This is a genomic window from Kitasatospora sp. NEAU-69 (assembly GCF_057158765.1).
The window spans coordinates 248,945-268,320 of sequence record NZ_JBWXUE010000002.1 but is presented as its reverse complement, the minus strand read 5'-3'; the positions used below and the strand labels follow the sequence as shown (position 1 = coordinate 268,320).

Here is a 19,376-nt window from a genome sequence, read left to right as displayed (position 1 = left end):
CGCCGCCGCTGCGGCGCTGGGCCGGGCAGGGGTCAGGCGCCGACGGGGACGGCGGCCTGAGCCTCCTCGTGGGCCAGCTTGGCGAGGTAGCGCTCGGCGTCCAGCGCGGCGGCGCAGCCGGTGCCGGCCGCGGTGATCGCCTGCCGGTAGGTGTGGTCCACCACGTCGCCGGCGCCGAAGACGCCGGTGAGGCTGGTCCGGGTGCTCGGCGCGTCGACCTTGAGGTAGCCCTCCTCGTCGAGCTCCAGCTGGCCCTTGACGAGCTCGGTGCGCGGGTCGTGGCCGATCGCGATGAACAGGCCGGTGACGGGCAGCTCGCGCAGCTCGCCGGTGACCGTGTCGCGCAGCGTCACGTGGCTCAGCTTCGGGTCGCCGTGGAGCTCCTCGACCGCGCTGTTCCAGGCGAAGCTGATCTTCGGGTCGGCGAAGGCGCGCTCCTGCATCGCCTTGGAGGCGCGCAGCTCCTCGCGGCGGTGGATGACCGTGACGCTCTTGGCGAAGCGGGACAGGAAGGTGGCCTCCTCCAGCGCGGTGTCACCACCGCCGACGACCGCGATGTCCTGGTCGCGGAAGAAGAAGCCGTCACAGGTGGCGCACCAGGAGACGCCGCGGCCGGAGAGCGCGTCCTCGCGGGGCAGGCCGAGCTTGCGGTGCTGCGAGCCGGTGGTGACGATCACGGCGCGGGCCCGGTGCACGACGCCCTCGGAGTCGGTCACGGTCTTGATGTCGCCGGTGAGGTCGACCGAGACGATGTCGTCCGGGACCAGCTCGGCGCCGAACCGCTCGGCCTGGGCGCGCATGTTGTCCATCAGCTCGGGGCCCATGATGCCGTCCCGGAAGCCGGGGAAGTTCTCCACCTCGGTGGTGTTCATGAGCGCACCGCCGGCGGTCACCGCACCCTCGAAGACGAGCGGCTTCAGTGAAGCGCGCGCGGTGTAGAGCGCAGCCGTGTACCCGGCCGGGCCGGAGCCGATGATGATCACGTTACGGACGTCGCTCACTGCATCTCCTGGTTCGCATCGCGACCCGCGCCAGGCGGGGAGGGTGGCGGTTCCTGCTCCGCCGCCCGGGACAACGGTTCCCCAGTCTCCCGCATTCCCCGGGGGGGATGCGACCACCGCCCCACCGGATGATGGATCGGCCCGCGGCCGGCCGGGCCTCAGCGGGCGGGGACCTCCTGGTGCAGCAGCACCGTGGCCGGGCCGGGCGGGGTCGCCGTGGCACAGCCCGGGGAGAGCAGGAACACGTCGAGCCGGCTCGGATCGGCATCGATCTTGAACACGTAGACGTCCGCGGCCGCGTTGCCGTAGCGACCGTGGCCGGTCGCGACCGGCTGCTCGCCGGCGTGCCCGGTGACGGCCTGCTCGACGCAGGACGGCAGCGTGGTGGCCGGGGTGCTCTGTTCGGTGCGGGCGTGTGGCACGGTCTCGGGGCCGGCCGGCAGCAGGGCCCGGATCTGGGTCGACAGGCCGGCCGCGGTGTACTCGGGCGCGCTGGAGTACGCGGGCCCCAGGGAGCCCGGCGGTACGGCGGCGCCGGGCGTCGCGGGAGCCGCGGCCGAGGGCCGGCTCGCGGCGGCGGAGTCGCTCGCCGACTGCTGCCCGTTGCCCGAGACGAGCACCGCCGTGCCGAGGCCCAGCACGGCCAGGCAGGCGGCGCCGACGGCGAGCAGCAGCCGCCGGCGGTGCCGACGCGGTGCCCGGCGTCCGGGCCCGCTGCCGTCGGCGCTGCCGCCGTCCGCGCGCCTGGGCGGGGCGGTGCCGCCGGGGCGGCCGGCCGACGGTGCGCCCGGGTCGGTCAGAGCGTGTGGCGGTGTCGGGGCGGCCGGTGCGGTCGGGGCCGCAGGGGTGGCCGCACTGGCCGCAGTGGCCGCGGTGGCGGCGCGGGTGCTCGCCTCGGCGGCGAGCGCCGCGTCGATCCGCAGCGCGACGTCGTCCGGCATGGCGGGCGGCAGCTCGGCCCCGAGGAGCTCGGCGAGCTCGGTCAGTGCGGCCAGCGTCTCGGTGCACTCCAGGCATCCCGCCAGGTGTGCGCGCAGCTGCTCGGCCTCGGCGGGGGAGAGCAGCTCCTCCTGGAGGTCGGCCAGCTGCTCGACGGTCGGATGGGACGCGGGGGCCGTCTCGACCGGATCGGGTGTCTGGTTCGTCATCGGGTCTTCGCGTCTCCTTCCAGGCTCAGGTCTTGGTTGGGGATGGCAGCGCCCCGGGGTTGGACGGAGCCGGGTGGTTCCGGGTTCCCGGGTTCCGCAGGAGCATCCGTTGTTTCGCGTGTTTCACGTGAAACAACGGACGGGGGCGTGGTCGGTGCACTCGCGCGAGCCGGTGTTCCGGGTGGCGATGTTTCACGTGAAACGGTGGCACTGCGTGGCCCGTCCGCCGCGGTGGCACTGCGTCGCCCGTCCGCCGCGGCGGCGCTCTCGCCAGCGTTCTCGGCCGGGCGCAGGTGGCGGACCAGTGGCAGCAGTCGGGCCCGGCCACGGGCGCACCGGCTCTTCACGGTGCCGACCGGCACCCCGAGCTGCTCGGCGGCCTCCGCCACGGGGTAGCCCTGCATGTCCACCAGGACCAGTGCGGCCCGCTGCTCGGGCGGCAGCGAGGCGAGTGCGGCGCCGAGCTCGCGGCGCAGCTCGCGCTGGAGCACCAAGGCGTCGGTGGGTTCGGCGCTGCCGAGCGCGGCGTCGAGCTGCTGCGGGTGCTCGTCCAGCGAGTCGGCCCGCCGGGTGCCGGCCCGGCGGGCCCGGTCGAGACAGGCGTTGACCACGATCCGGTGCAGCCAGGTGGTCACGGCCGAGCGGCCCTGGAAGTTGTGGGCGGCGCGGAAGGCGGAGACCAGTGCGTCCTGCAGGGCGTCGGCGGCCTCCTCGCGGTCGCCGAGCGTGCGCACGGCCACCGCCCACAGCCGGTCGCGGTGCCGTGCGAAGAGCAGGCCGAAGGCGGCCGGGTCCCCAGCGACGTGCGCGGCGAGCAGCTCGGCGTCGCTCGCCTCAGCGTTGCTCACCTCGGCGTTGCTCACCTCGGCGTCGCGCGGCTCACCGGCCGGTGGGGGCCGTTCTGCCGATCCTGCCATCTGTGCTGCCCTTCGGAGCCGCCCCAGCCCACCGGTGGACCGGCGGGCGTTGCTGCCGCGGCGGTCCGGCCGGTCAGCCGGCGACCTTGATCTCGGCCACCTGGCCGCGGTATCTGCCGGTCCCATCCAACGGGAGGCTGGTCAGCCAGATCAAGAGGTAGCGGGTGTGGACCGGTGTGCCGAGCTGGAACTGCGCGGTACTGCCGGTGTTCTGGGCGAGCGGCTGGCCGAAGTCGTCCAGCTTGACCGGCTGGCTGTCCCCGGCGGCGCTGGGCACCCGGAGTTCTGCGGTGGTCGAGCCGTTGAAGAGGACGTTGATCGAGCTGACCGACTTCGCCGAGCCGAGGTCCACCAGGAGGCCGGTGCCGTGGCCGATCTTCGTGAGGTTGTCGAAGTAGCCGTCGGTGGTCCAGGCGGTGTTGGGATCGCCGTCATGGGTGGCGCCCAGTAGCTCGGGGTGCATCGGCCCGCTGCCGTACGGGTTGAAGGAGGTGACGTCCGCGATGTTCAGCGCCGTCGGGGCGGCCGACGGCGGCGCCGAGGAGGCGGACGAGGCGCCGGTGCCCGCAGCCGGCGTGCCGAGCGCCTGCTTCTGGCCGGTGTTGCCGCCGAGCTGGCCGGCCAGCTGCCAGGAGCCGTAGCCGATCGCGGCCAGCAGGACGACGGAGACGGTCCACTTGAGCAGCTGCTTGGCCCGGCGGCGGCCCGGTCGGGCCGCGGGGTGGGCCATCGGTCGGGCCGACGGGTGCGGGGCCGCCACAGGGGGCAGCACGGCCGTCTGCGGGGCCGGTCGCTGCGGGGGCGCGGTGCGGCGGGGTGGGGACGGGTAGCGCAGCGCCGTGGTGGCCGGGTCGGGTTCGGGCTGGCGGATCCGGGGCAGCAGACCGATCGCCGTGGCCAGCTCGGCCGGGGTGTCGATCGGCTCCAGATGGCGCGGTGGCTTGTCGAACAGCGCGCGGGCCGTGAGCTCGGACAGGCCGCGGTGGACGTCGGCCCTGACCTGGTCGGGGGGTACCTCGCCGAGGTCCTTGGGCAGGCCCTTCAGGTCGTAGCGGTCCTCGGGGAAGGGCCAGCGGTGGGTCAGCGCCGCGAAGAGCAGCGTGCCGATGGCCCGGGTGTCGGTGTGTCCGGCGCTCTGATCGGGCAGGCCGCGCAGCGCGGCGTCCACGGCCAGGCCGTTGATCCGGTACTGGCCGGTGTCGGTGCGCAGCACGCAGCGCGGGGTGAGCCGCAGGTGCGAGCGGCCGGCCCGGTGCGCGGCGGCGATCGCGTCGGTGACCTGACGGACCATCTGGTAGGCGTCGTAGGCCTCCAGCGGTCCGGTGGCGAGCAGCGTGGCGAGGTCGGTGGCGCCGGGCAGCCACTCACGGACCACGTAGACCAGTTCGCCCTCCTGGACGGCGTCCAGGACCTGCACGAACCGCGGGTCGCCGAGCAGCGCGGCGGCGCGGGCGGCGGCCAGCACGCCCTCGGCGCGCTGGTGACCGGCCGCCAGCAGGTGGACGCCGACCGCGCGGCGCAGCTTCTCGTCGACGGCCCGCCAGCTGCTGAAGACCTCGGTCTGCGTGATGCACTCTTCGAGTCGGTAGCGGCCGGCGATCCGGTCGCCGCTGTGCCGCGGCGGCACCGGCAGCGTCTCGGGGAGCGCTGCGGGCCCGGCCGGTCCGGCGGGCAGCGGGAGGACGGCGGTCCGATCGGCGGCGTCCTGATCCGCGTCGGCGTCGGCGTCGTCGGCCGGGGCCGGTTCGGTGTGCCCGGTGTCGTCGGCGCCGGGCTCGGCGGCGTCGTCGTCCTCCGGCTCGGCCGAGCCGGAGGCCAGCTCGGCGGCGATCTCGGCGGCCGACAGCGGAGCGGTGATCTCGGCTGTGATCTCGGCGGTGATATCGCTTTCCGGTTCGGCCGCTGGTGTGTCGACGACTGCCTTGGTGCGATCCTTGGTGCGATCAGCCACCGTCGTCATGCCTCCCCTTGTAGCGCCCGGTCCAAGCTGTCCGCCGGCAGGGCCCCGGGAGGCGGGCAGGCGAGGACCTGGGTCTGCAGACCAAGTCGTTCGAGACAATTGTGCCCACTCTTCTCACCTGAGTACGACCGTTGGCGGGGCCATCCGGTTCCCGCCGGTTCCTGGTTGCTCGGTAGGTGGACAAACTGATCTGCGGTCAGCGGCCGAGCCGGCTGCGGACCATGCCGATCAGTGCGTTGAGCTCCTCGATCCGCATCCGCCGGGCCAGCGCCAGGAAGACCGCCAGCTGAGCGGCCCCGGCGAGGGCGACCGTGACCACACTGCTCAGCCAGGAGCCGAGCAGGCCGCCGAGCAGCGCGTGCAGCGCCAGCGAGAGCACGAAGGCGGCCAGTGCGGCCGGCACGCAGGCGATCGCCAGCCGGGTGTAGGTCCGGACGATCCGGCCGGTGTCCAGCCCGCCGATCCGCCGCTTGAGCTTGGGCACCGCGACCGCGACGCCGACCGCGTAGGAGGCGCCGTAGCCCAGCGCCATGCCGGTGACCGCCCACTGGGCGGGCAGCACGACGTAGCAGAGCAGTGCGGTGCCGGCCTGCGCGACGGCCACCCAGACGGTGTTGGAGAACGGCGTGCGGGTGTCCTCGTAGGCGTAGAAGCCGCGCAACAGCACGTACTGCACCGAGTACGGGATCAGGCCGAGGGCGAAGGCCGACAGCATGTAGCCGACCGCCGTGGTGGCGTGCGCGACGCCGCCGCCGTTGCCCAGGCCGTAGATCGCGCTGCCGATCTGCGGGCCCAGCGCGAGGAAGAGGAAGGCGGCCGGCACGATCGCGACCGCGGAGGTGCGCAGCCCGTAGGAGAGGTCGTCGCGCACCGCCCCGGCGTCCTCGTCGGCAGCCGAGCGGGAGAGCCGGGGCAGCACCGCGCTCATCACCGAGACGGTGATCACCGCCATCGGCAGCTGCCAGATCAGCAGCGCGTTGGAGTACGCGGCCAGGCCCACGCCGAGGTAGCCGGCCGACTCGGCCGTGTGCCCGGCCGCGGTGGCCAGCTGAGTGACCACCAGGTAGCCGGCCTGGTTGGCGAGGACGAAGAAGAAGGTCCACTTGGCGAGCCGGGCGGCCTTGCCCAGGCCGTGCCCGCGCCAGTCGAAGCGCGGCCGGAACCGGAAGCCGGCCGCCCGCAGGTAGGGGAACATCGCGAGCGCCTGGACTGCCAGGCCGAGCACCGTGCCGATGCCGAGCAGTCGCAGGCCCTCGGGGGAGACGTCCTGCGGGGTGACCCGGCTGTGCTCGAAGGTGCCGAAGACCCAGAGGTACATGCCGAAGGTGAAGATGACCACGACGTTGTTGAGGACCGGGGTCCACATCATGGCGCCGAACCGGCCGCGGGCGTTGAGGATCTGACCCATCACCACATGGATGCCCATGAAGAAGATGGTCGGCAGGCAGTACCGGGCCAGCGCCACCGTGGTGTCGGCGCTGCCCTGGTCGGCCATCAGCGAATGGGAGATCAGCTGCACCAGCAGCGGAGCGGCGATCACCGCGACGAAGACGACGCCGGCCAGGCCGGCCATCACCAGGGTGAGCAGCCGGTTGGCGTAGGCGGTGCCGCCGTCCTCGTCCTGCTTCATGCTGCGCACCAGCTGCGGCACGAAGACGGCGTTCAGCGCACCGCCGCCGATCAGGATGTAGAGCAGCGTGGGGAGCGTGTTGGCGGCCGTGTAGGAGTCGCCCATCGTGCCGACGCCGATCGCGGCGGCGATCACGATGGTGCGCAGGAAGCCGGTGGCTCGGGAGACCAGGGTGCCGGCGGCCATGATCGCGCTGGAGTTCAGCAGGCCGGCGACCTTGGCGGCGGCGCCGGGCTCGGCCGGCCGGCCGGAGGCCGGGTCGAGGTCTGGGTCGAGGTCGGCGTCGGGGTCGAGCTCGGGATCCGCGTCGGGGCGGAGGTCGGCGGCGCCGGCCGGTTCCTCGAGGACGAGGCCGACGGACGAGGCGGGGCCGGTGGTCTCGCCGAGCTCGTCGAGTGGGGAATCGAGGCTGCCGAGGTCGCCGATGCCGATGAGCTCGGGGCCGTCCGGGCCGTCCGGGCCCTCGATCACCGGGGGCAGGCCGGCCGGGCGGCCGGCGGCGGCGCTCGGTTCGGTGGCGGCGGCCGGCGGCGCGGCGGGGTTCGCCCGCAGGCCGATCTCCTCGGCGGTCAGCGGCGGGTCGAATTCGATGACCGGGACGAACGGCTCCGGCGGCTCGGCGGCGAGTACCGGCGCCGCGCCCGCGCCCGCGAGTTCGGCTGCTGCTGCGGGCTCGGCGAGGTCGCCGCCCGGTTCGCCGGCGGCCTGGCCGAGCAGTGAGTCCACGCCGACGTACTCGGTCGGTTCGGGGTCCCGGTGGGAGCCGGCCGGTGCGGCGGGGCCCGGCACCGAGCCCGGTGCCGTGGCGCTGCGGGGGGTCGTCTGTGCCGCGAGCTGCGCGGCGAGCTGTGCGGCGACGACGGCGGCCGGCCGGGCCCAGCGGGAGGCCGGTACCACCGGCTCCTCCAGGCCATCGGCCGCCGGACCGGTCTCGGCGCCCTGCTGGGCCGGCAGTTGTCGGCCGCCCCCGGCCGCCGGTCCGGCCGGTGCCGACTCCGCGGCGCCCTCGGCAGCGCGCTCGTACGGGCCCGGGCCGTCGGCGGCGGCGTACGGGTCGGCCGCGTACGGGTCCCGGGCATAGGTGTCGGCGAGGTACCAGTCGGACTCCTCGGCCTGTGCGGCCGACGGGCCCGCGGCGGCAGGCGTCCGGTCGCCGCCACCCGGCTGCTTCCCGGCGTCCGGAGAGGGCCCTCCCCCAGCCTCCGGCCGGGGGTGCCCGCTTCGCTCACTCATGCGCCCGCCTCGTAGGACTCGGCGGTCGCTTCGCGAACGCGCACCTTGTTGATGATGAGCTCTCCCCCAGCCCGCGGCCGGGGGTACCCCCATCGCTCGCTCATTCCACCTCACCGCTGTCCGGGGCGGCCCTGCGTGGGCCCGCTGGTCTCAGAGACCTACTGTCTCATCACCGCTCACCCGATCCCGGCTTTGGACGCCGCCGCCGTCCGGGTGCCGTCGGTGCTCGGGACGCAGCGTGTCGAGGTTGAGCGTGTCCAGGTTGAGCGACTCGCGCGGTGCCTGCGGGTCGGCCGGCGGAGTCTGCTGATCCGCCGGGGACGGCTCGACCGGCAGCGGCGCGTCCGGGTCCTCGTGCGGCTCGCCGCCCCGCTTCTTGCGCTGCAGGTAGATCCGCAGCCCGGCCAGCAGCACCAGCACGCCGCCGGCGCCGACCACCCACCAGACGCCGCTGGGCACTGCTGTGACATCGACGACGAAGTTCACCGGGTCCCCGTACGGCTGCGAGTCCGGGCCGTCGGTGAACAGCTGGGCCTTCATCTGCACCGGGCCGTTGCCCTGGGCCTGGGCGATGAACCGGATCGAGGTGCTCTGGGCCGGGTTCAGCGTGATGTCCACGGCCCGCCCGACCTTCAGCCGGTTGGTCTGCCCGGAGGTGAGCACCAGCTTCAGGTTGGTCACCTGCTGCTGGAGGTCGTTGCGGACGCTGACCTGGAGCACGCCGGAATCACCCGCGAGAGTGATGGTGTGGCTCTTCGTCGGGATCGCCACCGCGGCGGTCAGCTGGTGGAGGTACCCCTGCACCCCGGCCCGGTACGCGGCGCCGTCGCCCTGGTGGTCCCGCCAGGCGGTGGAGACCGAGCGGACCATGGCGGCGCTGAACGGGCTGCTGACCCGCTGCGGGTTGGTGAGGATCCGCAGCAGCAGGTCCACGCCCTGCTGCATCTGGGAGACCTCGGCGAAGTCGTTGGTGCTCAGCTCACCGGCGCGCAGCTCGCCGGGGTACGCATCGGTGCCGGGGACTGTGGTGGCGGCGTCCGGATCGACCGGGAAGGCGGCCAGGTTGTCCAGCGTGACGGCGCCGGTCCACTGGCCGCCCTGCGCGGCCTGCAGCGCGGTCGCCAGGGTCTGGGCGGCGTCGGCGGTCAGCGTGCGTGGCGGCATCACCAGCAGGGTCCGCTGCTTGGACGGTGACTGCAGCGTGATCGCCAGCGTCTCGGCCAGGAACCGCTGCTCGATGGAGCTCTTCGCCTCGGCACTGGTCAGGTCGCCCTGGAAGAGCCCGGAGACGGTGGAGTCGGCGACGATCGCGCTCTGGCCGTCGCCGATCGGGCGCGCGGCACTGGGCGTGTACGCCAGCAGCCGCGACTCGCTCAGGCTCGCGCTGCTGACCAGCAGCTGGTTCTCGCCCAGGCTGTTCGCGGTCGCGACGATCTGCGGGTCGACGTAGCCCTGGTAGGGCCAGGCGTAGTTGTCCCTGGAGTCGACCGAGAGCCGGCCGTCCACGGTCACCTTGCCGGCCGTGCGGGCCTTGCTGAGCGCGGTGTTCAGGCCGGCCAGGCCGGCGCCGTTGTGCGCGATCGAGGCGAGGTCCGGGTCGGCGTAGGGGAGCGCGACCACCTCGGAGTTGTTCTTGGCGACGGCGGCACGCAGCTTGCCGAGCCAGGCGGTGGCCACGTCGCGGCCGGTGCCCGCGGTGGTGTTGTCGCTCTGGGCCGGCTCGTCGCCGTGCTTGGGCAGCTGCACCCGGTACGGCTTGGTCATCGCGTAGACGGCGTCCAGCAGGTCCGGATCGACCACCCAGGTCAGCGACTGGAGCTGGGAACCGATGCTGACCAGCCGGTCGAGCCGGCCGCCGGGGGCGAGCTCGGTGGCCAGGCTGTCGTCGCGCAGCACCGGCGTCTGGTCGGTGTCCGACAGGGTCTGGGCGACCAGCTCCGGGGCGTGCGTGATCGGCCACAGGGTGGCGACCTGGGTCTGCTTGGTGTCGCCGGTGTTGTTGAAGTACGGCAGCAGCGTGCGGCCGATGCCGACCTGGTGCGGCGAGTCGTCGTCCGTGGTGCCGGCCTCGACGTCCACCGCGAGTTCGTAGACGCCGTTGGTGTCCAGCTTCAGGTCGTTCATCGAGACGGCGAGCTTGAACGGCTGGGTGGCACCGGCGGCCAGGTCGGCGGCGGGGCTGAGGGTGCCGCTGATCACCGTGCCGTCGGCGGCGACCGGGTCGCTGCGGTTCAGCACGCCGGCGATCTCGCTGCGCAGCAGGTTCTTGTGGCCGACCGCGAGGCCCGCCTGGGCGCCCTTGAGCGGGCCGGTGCCGGAGTTGGTGAACGTGCCGGAGACCGTCACGGTGCCGTTGGCGTTGGGGTCCGTGGGCTGCACGTCGGTGATCGCCACGCTGACCGGGTAGTCGGCGGAGACCGCGGCCAGCGCCGGATCGGCCAGTGCCTGCGGCGCCACGGCCAGCCCGGCGAACACGGCCAGCGCGCTGCCGCCGGCGAGCACGGCGGCCAGCCGGGCCCGGAGCGGTCCTCGCGGACCCCGGTCTGACCTGCGGGGACCTCCGGAGTGCCGTGCTGGCTCGCCCACGCGCTTCGCCCTCGCCGTTCTCGTTCGCTGTCGTCTTCGGTGTCGTCCGGTGCCGTGGTTCGCGCCGTCCGCGGTGCGCTGTCGGCAACGACGCGCCGCGCCGCGCGAGAGGTTCCCCACCGGCATGGTAACGACGCCGCCCGGCCCGCAGTGTTGCGGGCCGTCCTTCGCGGGCGCGGCAGCGGCGGGAAGCCGGTGTGGGAAAAGCCGGGGGCGGGCGCGGCCCCGCGGCACGTACCCTTGTGAGCCGTGTCCAACGCCAATGATTCCAGTGCCGCGATCCCTGCTTCCGCCACCGTCTCCGCCGCCGTGCCCGCCACCGCTGCCGGCATGCTGCCAGGCCTGAGCGAGGCCCAGACGCGCGGTCTGCAGGAGCTGCTGCGCGTCTCACCGGTCGCGGACGAGATCGCCCGGCGGTTCCAGGCGGCGGGGTTCCGGCTGGCCCTGGTCGGCGGATCGGTGCGGGACGCGCTGCTCGGCCGGCTCGGCAACGACCTCGACTTCACCACCGACGCCCGGCCGCAGCAGGTGCTCAAGCTGGTCAAGGGCTGGGCCGACGCCGTCTGGGACGTCGGCATCGCCTTCGGCACCGTCGGCGCGCGCAAGGACACTGCCGACGGCAGCTTCCTGATCGAGATCACCACGTACCGCAGCGAGGCGTACGACCGCACCTCGCGCAAGCCCGAGGTGACCTACGGCGACACCATCGAGCAGGACCTGGTCCGCCGCGACTTCACGGTCAACGCGATGGCGGTCGACCTGCCGGGCCGCGGCTTCGTCGATCCGCACCGCGGGCTGGACGACCTGGAGGCCCGGGTGCTGCGCACCCCGGCCACGCCCGAGGAGTCCTTCTCCGACGACCCGCTGCGGATGATGCGCGCCGCCCGGTTCGCCGCACAGCTGGACTTCGACCCGGCGCCCGAGGTGGTCGCGGCGATGACCGCGATGGCCGAGCGGATCACCATCGTGTCCGCCGAGCGGATCCAGGCCGAGCTGAACAAGCTGCTGCTGGCCGAGCACGCGGTCAAGGGCCTGCGGCTGCTGGTGGACACCGGGCTGGCCGGCTACGTGCTGCCCGAGCTGCCGGCGCTGAAGCTGGAGAAGGACGAGCACCACCGGCACAAGGACGTCTACGAGCACTCGCTGACCGTCCTGGAGCAGGCCGTCGCGCTGGAGCAGGACGGCCCGGACCTGACGCTGCGCCTCGCCGCGCTGCTGCACGACATCGGCAAGCCGCGCACCCGCCGCTTCGAGTCGGACGGTCGCGTCTCGTTCCACCACCACGAGATGGTCGGGGCGAAGATGACCCGCAAGCGGATGCGCGAGCTGAAGTACTCCAAGGAACTGACCGACGACGTCTCGCGCCTGGTCGAGCTGCACCTGCGCTTCCACGGCTACGGCGGCGGCGAGTGGACCGACTCCGCGGTGCGCCGCTACGTGACCGACGCGGGCCCGCTGCTGGAGCGGCTGCACAAGCTGACCCGCTCGGACTGCACCACCCGCAACAAGAAGAAGGCGCTCGCCCTCTCCCGCACCTACGACGGCCTGGAGGTGCGGATCGCCGAGCTCAAGGAGCGCGAGGAGCTGGACGCGATCCGCCCGGCGCTGGACGGCAACGACATCATGGAGCTGCTCGACCTGAAGCCCGGCCCGCAGGTCGGCGCGGCCTACCGGCACATGCTGGAGCTGCGCCTGGAGCACGGCCCGATGGAGCACGAGGAAGCAGTCGCGGCACTCCGCCAGTGGTGGACGGCCCAGCAGCAGGGGGAATGACCTGCGGGTGAGCTGTGACAAGGTGCTCGGCGGAGTCCGTTGAGCGGCTCGCGACTGGCTTCCTTCAAGGAAGTCTGAGTGGCGGCGAACTGGGTTGCTTCAAGGAACTCTGTGGGATCCGGTCCCTCGCGCTGTTCACGCGGCGGACCGTCCTCAACGTCGCGATGCTCCTGCGCGACAGCGAAACCGCACGTCAGGTGCGGTGCTACCTGCTCGATGTCGAGCAGCGGGACCGCCGCGCCTCTGTGGACAACCGGGGCGTGCCCCCTGTGGACAACCTCCCCGAGGCGCCCGAGGGGATGTGGAAGCGATCGGTGAGCTGATCTGATGAGCGGGCAGGTGGCGGTCCGTCAGTTGTTCGGGGCCGCCACCTGCCCGGCGACGACGGCTGGCGTGGAGCGGCGGGCAGCGCGGGCGTAGAGCAGTGCGCTCAGTGCGTAGAGCAGGCCGACTCCGAGCACCACGGTGGCCGATCTGCCGTTCAGTGGCAGCACCAGTGCGGTGGCGCCGGCCGCGGCCACGAAGGCGACGTTGAAGAGCACGTCGTAGAGCGCGAAGACGCGGCCGCGGTAGTCGTCCTCGACGGCGTTCTGCACGATCGTGTCGGCGCAGATCTTGGTGCCCTGGGTGACCACGCCGAGCAGCAGAGCGGCTGCCATCGCGAGCGGCGCCGAGAACGGCAGGCCGAGCGCGGGGACGAAGAGTGCGGCCGAGCCGAGGCAGACGGTCATCCAGCCGGTGAGCCCCAGCCGGCGGGTGAACCACGGACTGATGACCGCGGCCAGGAAGAAGCCGAGCGCCGAGAAGCCGAGCGCGGTGCCGAGCGTGGCCAGGCCGCCGCGGGCGTCGGCGGGGTCGTTGAAGGTGTACCGGGAGAGCATCAGCACCGTGACGATCAGCACGCCGTAGCAGAACCGGGCGGCGGTCACCGCGGCGAGCGCGTGCAGCGCCGGCCGGCTCTGCCGGACCAGGTGCCGGATCCCGTCGGCGAGCGAGTGGCCGGCCTGGCCGAGTGCGGCGCGCAGCTCGGGTCGGTCGGGGTGGTGCTCGGGGCCCAGCAGCTCGGGGTCCATCCGGTGCGCGGCCAGGGCGGCGGCCAGGTAGAGCGCGGCTGCCATGGTCACCAGGACGGCATCGGCGTTCGGTCCGGGCGGCAGTATCTGGTGGAAGAGGAACCCGATCCCGCCGCCGCAGGCGGCCGCGACGGTGCCGGCGGTCGGTGAGAGCGCGTTCGCGGTGACCAGCTGCTCAGGGCGCGCGACCCGGGGGAGGGCGGCGGAGAGTCCGGCCAGGATGAACCGGTTGAGTGCGGTGACCAGCAGCGCCGAGCCGAAGAAGAGCCACTCGGGGGCCCGGCCGAGCAGCAGCCCGGCGGTCACCAGGCCGAGTCCGAAGCGGGCCAGGTTGCCCAGGTAGAGCACCTGGCGACGGCGCCAGCGGTCCAGCAGCACGCCGGCGAACGGGCCGATCGCCGAGAACGGCAGCAGCAGCACGGCGAGCATCGAGGCGATGTCGGCGGGGGAGGACTGGCGCTCCGGCGAGAAGATCACATAGGCGGCCAGCGAGACCTGGAAGACCCCGTCGGAGAGCTGGGAGAGCAGCCGGGCGGTGAGCAGCCGGCGGAAGTCACGGGCTCTGATCAGCTCGCCGAGCGTGGCGCGACCGTTGGGCTGGGTGCTGGAGGCCGGGGCCGGCCGTCGGGGGATCGCCACCCCGACAGGGTGTCATGACGACGGCCGATGTTTCACGTGAAACATCGGCCGTCGTCACTGACTACGAGCTCAGCGCAGGGTGCTCAGCGCTGAAGAGTCGCGAACTCGCTGCGCTCAGCGCTTAGTGCTGAACAGTCGCGAACTTCGCTGCGCTCAGCGCTCGACCTCGCCCTTGATGAACTTCTCGACGTTGTCGCGGGCCTCGTCGTCGAAGTACTGCACCGGCGGGGACTTCATGAAGTACGAGGACGCCGACAGGATCGGGCCGCCGATGCCGCGGTCCATCGCGATCTTGGTGGCACGCACCGCGTCGATGATGACACCGGCCGAGTTCGGGGAGTCCCAGACCTCGAGCTTGTACTCGAGGCTCAGCGGAACGTCGCCGAACGCGCGGCCCTCGAGGCGGACGAACGCCCACTTGCGGTCGTCGAGCCACTGGACGTAGTCCGACGGGCCGATGTGGACGTTCTTGGCGCCCAGCTCACGGTCCACGATCTGCGAGGTGACGGCCTGCGTCTTCGAGATCTTCTTGGACTCCAGGCGCTCACGCTCGAGCATGTTCTTGAAGTCCATGTTGCCGCCGACGTTCAGCTGCATGGTGCGCTCCAGCAGGACACCGCGGTCCTCGAAGAGCTTCGCCATCACGCGGTGCGTGATGGTTGCGCCGACCTGCGACTTGATGTCGTCACCGACGATCGGCACACCGGCCTCGGTGAACTTGTCCGCCCACTCCTTGGTGCCCGCGATGAACACCGGCAGGGCGTTGACGAAGCCGACCTTGGCGTCGATGGCGCACTGCGCGTAGAACTTGGCGGCGTCCTCGGAACCCACCGGCAGGTAGCAGACCAGGACGTCGACCTGCTGGTCCTTCAGGACCTGCACGACGTCGACCGGAGTCTCGTCGGACTCCTCGATGGTCTCCCGGTAGTACTTGCCCAGGCCGTCGAGGGTGTGACCACGCTGCACGGTGACGCCGGTCGGCGGCACGTCGCAGATCTTGATGGTGTTGTTCTCGCTGGCGACGATGGCGTGCGCCAGATCCTGGCCCACCTTCTTGGCGTCAACGTCGAACGCGGCGACGAACTCGACGTCACGGACGTGGTACTCGCCGAACTGCACGTGCATAAGCCCGGGGACCTTGCCGGCCGGGTCGGCGTCCTTGTAGTACTCGACACCCTGCACAAGCGACGCGGCGCAGTTGCCCACGCCTACGATGGCTACGCGAACCGAACCCATTCCGGTTGCTCCCTGTGATCTCGGAGGTCCGCCGGAGGCCGGCGACCCTCATCCTGCTTCTCAACTGACTGTCTGACGGGCGCACTGCGCCCACTTCCGCCGCGTGGCACTGGGCGGGCGCGGCAGCGGCGCTCCTAGGCGGAGCGCCCCGGGCGGTCGTGCGGTGGCCGGGGCGGATCGGAGGATCCGCCCTCGTCGCCACGGCCGTCCGAAGACTGTGGTGTTTCGTTGCCCCCCGGCGGAGCGGCGGTGCGCCCGCTCCGGTTGGCCCGCTCGGTCTCGATCAGCTCGTTCAGCCAGCGGACCTCGCGTTCCACCGACTCCAAGCCGTGCCGTTGCAGTTCGAGGGTGTAGTCGTCGAACCGCTCGCGGGTCCGGGCGATCGAGCTGCGCATCCGCTCCAGCCGCTCCTCCAGCCGGCTGCGGCGGCCCTCCAGCACGCGCATCCGCACCGCCCGGTCGGTCTGACCGAAGAACGCGAAGTGCACACCGAAGTGCTCGTCCTCCCAGGCGTCCGGGCCGGAGTCGGCCAGCAGCTCCTCGAAGCGCTCCTTGCCCTCCGGGGAGAGCCGGTAGACGATCTTCGACCGCTTGCCGTTCAGCGCCGTGGCCGGGACGTACTCGGTGTCCGGGTTGTCCTCGACCAGGAAACCCTGGGCGACCAGGCTCTTCAGGCAGGGGTAGAGCGTTCCGTAGGAGAAGGCGCGGAACGAGCCGAGCAGCACGTTGAGCCGCTTGCGCAGCTCGTACCCGTGCATGGGGGCGTCGTGCAGCAGGCCGAGAACGGCGAACTCCAGCACTCCCGAGCGCCTGCTCACGCGGTCCGGCCTCCCTTCACACACGCTGTACCGCAGCAGCTTATGCCGCTGCGATGTATCGACTCGATATATCGAGAACGATAGGCGGAGGTCACGATTGGGGCAAGAGGGGCATGGGTGAATGTGATCACAAGACTTCGGAGCCGACGCAGTGACCCCTCACGAGTGCGGTAGTGACCGTGCGTCAAGGCCAAGCAGGGGTGTCTTGGCAACGGGCATGTAATGATTTGCCGCCGATTCGCGACGTTTGATCAGTTTTGCCCGATTGGCTCCCATTTCGAGATGCGTACGCTGTCGCGTGTGCACGAGGACCACCATCGGGGCAGCGGCCGTACCCATGGGCCTAGGGCGGTTGCGAGCATCGGAAGTGTGGACCCTGTCTTCAGGCGCCCGTGCCTGGCCTAGGAGTTACTGGACAATGAGCGAACACCGGCGCCGGTCGCCCAACCCGGGTGGCGACGAACAACCGCCCGGTCGGCAGAGCGGCGGACGACCGTACGCGTACGGCAACCCGCCGGACGGTGCGCCGTCCTACGACACGCCTGGCCGGCCGACCCCTCGGCGGGCCGGCCCGCCCGGCGGGCCGCAGGCGATGCGGCAGACCGCGCAGCAGCCCAGGCTGACCCGCGCCGAGATGCGCAAGGCCGCCCAGAAGGGCGGCGGCGGTGGCCGCAAGGGCGGTGGCAACGGCGGCAGTGGGCCGGGTCGCGGCCCGGCCGCCAAGCCGCCGGGCAAGAAGCGGTTCATCGACTACCCGCGCTGGGGCAAGAGCGGCGTGCGCCGCTGGCTGCCGTCCTGGAAGCAGGTGCTGACGGTCTTCCTGATCTTCTTCGGCGGCAGCGTCGCGGCGATCGGGACCGCGTACTCGATGACCAAGGTGCCCCAGCTCAAGGACATCGCCCCGGTCCAGAACAACGTCTACTACTGGGCCGACGGCAGCGAGATGACCCGCACCGGCTCCACCAGCCGGGAGATCGTCCCGATCTCGCAGATCAACAAGTCCATGCAGGACGCCGTGATCGCCGCCGAGAACGAGACGTTCCGCACCGACAACGGCATCGACCCCAAGGGCATCGCCCGCGCCGTCTACAACATGGCCTCCGGGCAGGCGACCCAGGGTGGTTCGACGATCACTCAGCAGTACGTGAAGAACGCCTACCTGAGTCAGGACCAGACGGTCAGCCGCAAGCTCAAGGAGTTCTTCATCACCTTGAAGCTGAACCAGCAGGTCTCCAAGGACACGATCCTGGAGGGCTACCTCAACACCAGCTGGTTCGGTCGCAACTCCTACGGTGTCCAGGCCGCCGCGCACGCCTACTACGGCGTCGAGGCGAAGGACCTGAACACCTGCCAGAGCGCGATGCTGGCCGGTCTGCTGAAGGGCGCCGGCTACTACGACCCCTCGCTCAGCGCGGCGAACCACGCGCGCATGTTCGGCACGCCCACCGACCCGGGCAGCGGCCGCTGGGAGTACGTCCTGGGCAACCTGGTGAAGACCAAGGTCATCACGCAGGACCAGATGGACCAGTGCACCAAGGCCGGCATTCCCGAGCCGATCAAGCAGCAGCCCGCGAGCAACATGAGCGGGCAGATCGGCTACATCGTCGACACCGTCGACAAGTACATCGAGAGCAAGGACCCGACGATCACCGACGCCGCACTCGGCCACGGTGGCTACCGGATCTACACCACCCTGCAGAAGGACAAGGTGGACATGCTCTCGAACGCCGTCGCGCAGATGGCCCAGCAGAACCTGGACCTGAACAAGCGCCCCAACAACGACAACTTCGTCCAGGTGGGTGCGGCCTCGGTGGTGCCCGGTGACGGCGCGCTGGTGGCCCTCTACGGCGGTCCCGGCATCGACAAGGGCCAGTACAGCAACAACGCCGACACCAGCGGTGTCCCGGTCGGCTCGACCTTCAAGCCGTACGTGCTCGCCACCGCGATGCAGGACGGCGTGCTGACCCAGACCGGTCCGGACGGCAAGCCGATGCGGATCAACGAGGACAGCCGCTACAACGCCGACGACCTGAGCACGATCCGCAGGCCGGACGGTTCGCTGATCACCAACCCGGACGGCACCCCGTTCAAGCAGAAGAACGACGAGAACGGCCCGCAGGGCTACGTGACGCTGCGCGACGCGATGATCAACTCGTTCAACGTGCCGTTCGTCCAGCTCGGTCAGGACGTCGGCGGTCCGAACGTCGCCAAGCTGGCCGCACAGATGGGGTTGAACCCGGCGTCGATGCCGGTGCAGAACCAGAACACCGCCGCCTTCGCGATCGGTACCTCCACCCCGAGCGCGCTCCAGATGGCCTCCGGCTACTCGGTCTTCGCGGCGCGCGGTCAGCAGACCGACATGTACGCGGTGACCAAGGTGGAGTTCAACGGCAAGCCGATGACCAACTTCACCAAGCCCGCCGCGAAGCAGGTGCTCGACCAGGCGGTGGCCGACAACATCACCAGCGTGCTGCAGGACGTGGTGGACAAGGGCACCGGTACCAAGGCGCAGGCCGTCGGACGCCCGGTGGCCGGCAAGACCGGTACCACCGACAAGGGCACCTCGGCCTGGTTCGACGGCTACACCCCGCAGCTGGCCACCGCGGTCTCGATGTTCCGTGAGGACCCGACCCACCCGGGACTGCTCTCGCTGATCGGCACCGGCGGCGGCAAGACCTTCTACGGTGGTGACCTGCCGACCGAGATCTTCACCAACTACATGAAGGCCGCCCTGGCCAATACCCCGGTGGTCGACTTCCCGACCCCCGGCCAGGTCAACTCCGAGGTGGACGCCTCGGGTGCGCCGAGCACCGCATCGCCCTCGGCCTCGGCCTCGGCGAGCGACTCGGCGTCCGCGAGTGCCTCGGCGACCACCGCCGCGCCGACCACCGCGGCGCCGACCACGGTCGCGCCGACCACGCAGAAGCCGGTCGGTGGTCCGGAGACCTGCCTGCCCGGCCTGGACTGCGGCGTCCCGACCCAGCCGGCCACGACTCCTGCCGGTGGCGGTAACGGTGGTGCCAACGGTGGCGGTGCCAACGGTGGCGGTAACGGTGGTGCCAACGGTGGTGGTGCCAACGGTGGCGGTAACGGTGGCGGTAACGGCGGCGGAGGCTCCTGCTTCCCGGTGCCGGGCGTCATCGACTGCTCGCCGCCGACGACCTCGGGGCCGCCGAGTCCCCCGCCGACGTCCAAGACCCCGAAGCCCGGGAACAGCTCGACCGCGCCGCCCACCCAGGGAGGCGGCGGTACGACCGGTGCGACGCCGCCCGGCAACGGCCAGCCCACCGGCTGACCCGACCGAACACCGTGGCGGGACCCCACACGAGCTCAAGGGCGCCACAACCCGTCCCCGGGTCATC

At 71.8% G+C, this 19,376-nt stretch carries 10 protein-coding genes and 1 pseudogene; 2 read left to right on the top strand and 9 right to left on the bottom strand.

Going from position 1 to position 19,376, the window contains the following annotated elements; all coding sequences use genetic code 11:
• Nucleotides 1–32: 32 nt before the first annotated feature.
• The 6 genes and pseudogenes from trxB to AC060L_RS03245 form a co-directional block, all read right to left on the bottom strand.
• Nucleotides 33–1,001, bottom strand: a complete 969-nt coding sequence (gene trxB, locus AC060L_RS03270) for a thioredoxin-disulfide reductase (RefSeq protein ID WP_483796849.1) — start codon at nucleotides 999–1,001, stop codon at nucleotides 33–35.
• Nucleotides 1,002–1,159: 158 nt separating this feature from the next.
• Nucleotides 1,160–2,149 (bottom strand): anti-sigma factor family protein, encoded by a 990-nt coding sequence (locus AC060L_RS03265; protein WP_483796848.1) that lies wholly within the window; start codon nucleotides 2,147–2,149, stop codon nucleotides 1,160–1,162.
• Nucleotides 2,150–2,436: 287 nt separating this feature from the next.
• Nucleotides 2,437–3,066 (bottom strand): annotated as a pseudogene (sigM, locus tag AC060L_RS03260) (RNA polymerase sigma factor SigM); the annotation flags it as partial.
• A gap of 73 nt (nucleotides 3,067–3,139) precedes the next feature.
• On the bottom strand, nucleotides 3,140–5,026 hold the full coding sequence (locus AC060L_RS03255) for a protein kinase family protein (protein WP_483796847.1): 1,887 nt from the start codon (nucleotides 5,024–5,026) through the stop codon (nucleotides 3,140–3,142).
• Nucleotides 5,027–5,222: 196 nt separating this feature from the next.
• Nucleotides 5,223–7,889, bottom strand: a complete 2,667-nt coding sequence (murJ, locus tag AC060L_RS03250) for a murein biosynthesis integral membrane protein MurJ (protein ID WP_483796846.1) — start codon at nucleotides 7,887–7,889, stop codon at nucleotides 5,223–5,225.
• A 150-nt stretch (nucleotides 7,890–8,039) separates the two neighbouring features.
• Nucleotides 8,040–10,601, bottom strand: a complete 2,562-nt coding sequence (locus AC060L_RS03245; RefSeq protein WP_483796845.1) for a DUF6049 family protein — start codon at nucleotides 10,599–10,601, stop codon at nucleotides 8,040–8,042.
• A 204-nt stretch (nucleotides 10,602–10,805) separates the two neighbouring features.
• On the opposite strand from AC060L_RS03245, the gene AC060L_RS03240 reads away from it, so the two are divergent.
• Complete coding sequence (locus AC060L_RS03240; RefSeq protein WP_483797055.1) at nucleotides 10,806–12,248, top strand: CCA tRNA nucleotidyltransferase; 1,443 nt, start codon at nucleotides 10,806–10,808, stop codon at nucleotides 12,246–12,248.
• Between the two features lie 350 nt (nucleotides 12,249–12,598).
• Here AC060L_RS03240 and AC060L_RS03235 read toward each other — a convergent pair whose 3' ends face one another.
• The 3 genes from AC060L_RS03235 to AC060L_RS03225 form a co-directional block, all read right to left on the bottom strand.
• Nucleotides 12,599–13,960: an MFS transporter gene (locus AC060L_RS03235; RefSeq protein ID WP_483796844.1), complete on the bottom strand. Its 1,362-nt coding sequence runs from the start codon at nucleotides 13,958–13,960 to the stop codon at nucleotides 12,599–12,601.
• A 153-nt stretch (nucleotides 13,961–14,113) separates the two neighbouring features.
• The gene (locus tag AC060L_RS03230; protein ID WP_483796843.1) at nucleotides 14,114–15,196 is read right to left on the bottom strand and encodes an inositol-3-phosphate synthase; all 1,083 of its coding nucleotides are present in this window, start codon (nucleotides 15,194–15,196) and stop codon (nucleotides 14,114–14,116) included.
• Nucleotides 15,197–15,330: 134 nt separating this feature from the next.
• Nucleotides 15,331–16,014, bottom strand: a complete 684-nt coding sequence (locus AC060L_RS03225; protein ID WP_483796842.1) for a PadR family transcriptional regulator — start codon at nucleotides 16,012–16,014, stop codon at nucleotides 15,331–15,333.
• Between the two features lie 418 nt (nucleotides 16,015–16,432).
• On the opposite strand from AC060L_RS03225, the gene AC060L_RS03220 reads away from it, so the two are divergent.
• Nucleotides 16,433–19,309: a transglycosylase domain-containing protein gene (locus AC060L_RS03220; RefSeq protein WP_483796841.1), complete on the top strand. Its 2,877-nt coding sequence runs from the start codon at nucleotides 16,433–16,435 to the stop codon at nucleotides 19,307–19,309.
• Nucleotides 19,310–19,376 lie beyond the last annotated feature (67 nt).